This is a genomic window from Tepidimonas sp. (assembly GCF_036824975.1).
Classification (GTDB): domain Bacteria; phylum Pseudomonadota; class Gammaproteobacteria; order Burkholderiales; family Burkholderiaceae_C; genus Tepidimonas.
This window is the reverse complement of the sequence record NZ_DAISZC010000133.1, coordinates 1-1,635: the sequence shown is the minus strand read 5'-3', so window position 1 is coordinate 1,635 and position 1,635 is coordinate 1. Positions and strand designations below refer to the sequence as shown.

The 1,635-nt window shown below is 69.9% G+C and carries 2 protein-coding genes; one reads left to right on the top strand and one right to left on the bottom strand.

Annotated elements, in window-relative coordinates; genetic code table 11:
* The first annotated feature begins 41 nt into the window (after positions 1–41).
* Positions 42–785 (top strand): 2OG-Fe dioxygenase family protein, encoded by a 744-nt coding sequence (locus V7Z54_RS09945; protein WP_443082474.1) that lies wholly within the window; start codon positions 42–44, stop codon positions 783–785.
* A gap of 206 nt (positions 786–991) precedes the next feature.
* Here the strand turns inward: V7Z54_RS09945 and V7Z54_RS09940 are convergent.
* On the bottom strand, positions 992–1,635 hold a 644-nt coding region (locus V7Z54_RS09940; RefSeq protein WP_334136263.1), incomplete at its 5' end, for a tripartite tricarboxylate transporter substrate-binding protein.

Below are 1,635 nucleotides of genomic sequence, written 5' to 3'. Positions count from 1 at the left end.
ATGCGGCGCGGGACGGCCGACGCCCGGCTACACTCTCGAGCATCATGACGGTGACGATTGCTGCGCCCGCGGTGGGGGTGGATGCGCTGCTGTCGACCTTGCAGCGGCACGGCTTTGCGGTGCTGGGGTCGACGGCGGTATGCGATTGGCTGAGCTTGTCCCTGCAAGACTTGCAGGCGCTGCAGCCTGCCTGGAATGATTTACCTCCCGACCGGTATCTGAAGGATGGCGGCCGCTACCGGCGTCGGCGCCACGGCTGCTTCGTTGTGGAGGGAGATGCGGTGCGGCGAGTGCCCGACCGCGCCCACTACCAACCGCTGGAGTACAACGCGCTGCACGGCGGCATGCGGCGCTGGTTTGCGCCGCTGACGCCGGCCCTGCTGGAGGCGCCGGCGTGGACACGCCTGCTGCAGCGCACGGCGGCGGTAGCCTCTAGCCTGCGTGGGGCGCAACCCTGGTACGTGGAGGCGCATCCGTTCCGCATCGACACCACCGGCGGTATCGGCCGTCCCACCCCCGAAGGGGCGCACCGCGACGGTGTCGATCTGGTGGCGGTGTTCCTGCTGCAGCGGCACCGCATCAAGGGGGGCGAAAGCCGCGTGTTCGAAGCCGACGGACCGCGCGGGCAGCGCTTTACGCTGTCCGAACCCTGGTCGGTGCTGTTGCTGGATGACCAGCGCGTGATCCACGAAACCACGCCCATCCAGCCGCTGCAGGAGGGCGAGCTGGGCTGGCGCGACACGCTGGTGCTGACGTGCCGCGCCGGCGGTTTTTTGGGGGACTGACGCGCCCCGTTGACGGTGCCCAACCCCAACGCGCTTGCCGCTCAGCCCAGGCGGCACGCCCTAGGATGTGCTGCTGCCGCTGACAGGGTGTATGGCTCATCCACGGGGAGAAGGGATGTGGCTGGCCCGAGGGGCAGCGGGACACCCACCAGGCGGGTGATCCACCCCACCGCAGCACAGGCGCGGCGAGCCGAGTTGCCGCAACCCTACTGAGGCTGAAAACCGCTGTCGCGGATGATGCGCGCCCACACCGCCGTGTAGGCGCGTTCGCGTTGCGCCAGCTGCTCGCCGCTCATCGGCTCCACCGTCAGGCCCATCGCGGTCAGGCGCTCACGCACGGCGGGCTGCGCCAACACTTTGGTCAGCGCGGCCGCGATGCGTTCGCGCTCCGCCGCCGGGGTACCCGCGGGAGCGAACAGACCGTAGTACGGGACCTCCTCGAAGCCCGCGATGCCCAGCTCGGCGAAGGTGGGTACCTCGGGCAGCAGCGCTTGGCGGGTGCGGCCCATCACCGCTGCGATGCGCAGCTTGCCCGCCCGGTGGTTTTCGATGAAGTCCGGCACCGAGCCGATACCCGCCGGGATCTGGTTGCCCAACATGTCGGCCATCATCGGCGCGCTGCCACGGTACGGCACGGGTGTGAGTTCGAGCCGCTCACGCTGCGCCAGCGTTTGCACCAAAAACTGGGGCACCGACGCCGGCGCCGGAATCCCAATGCCGGCGCGCCCGCCTTGCTGGCGCACCCAGGCCACGAAGTCGCGGTAGCCGCTGGCGGGCGTTGCACCCGACAGGGCCAGCGCGTTGACGAAGGTGGCCAAGCCCGCTACGGCGACGAAATCCCGGGCCGGAT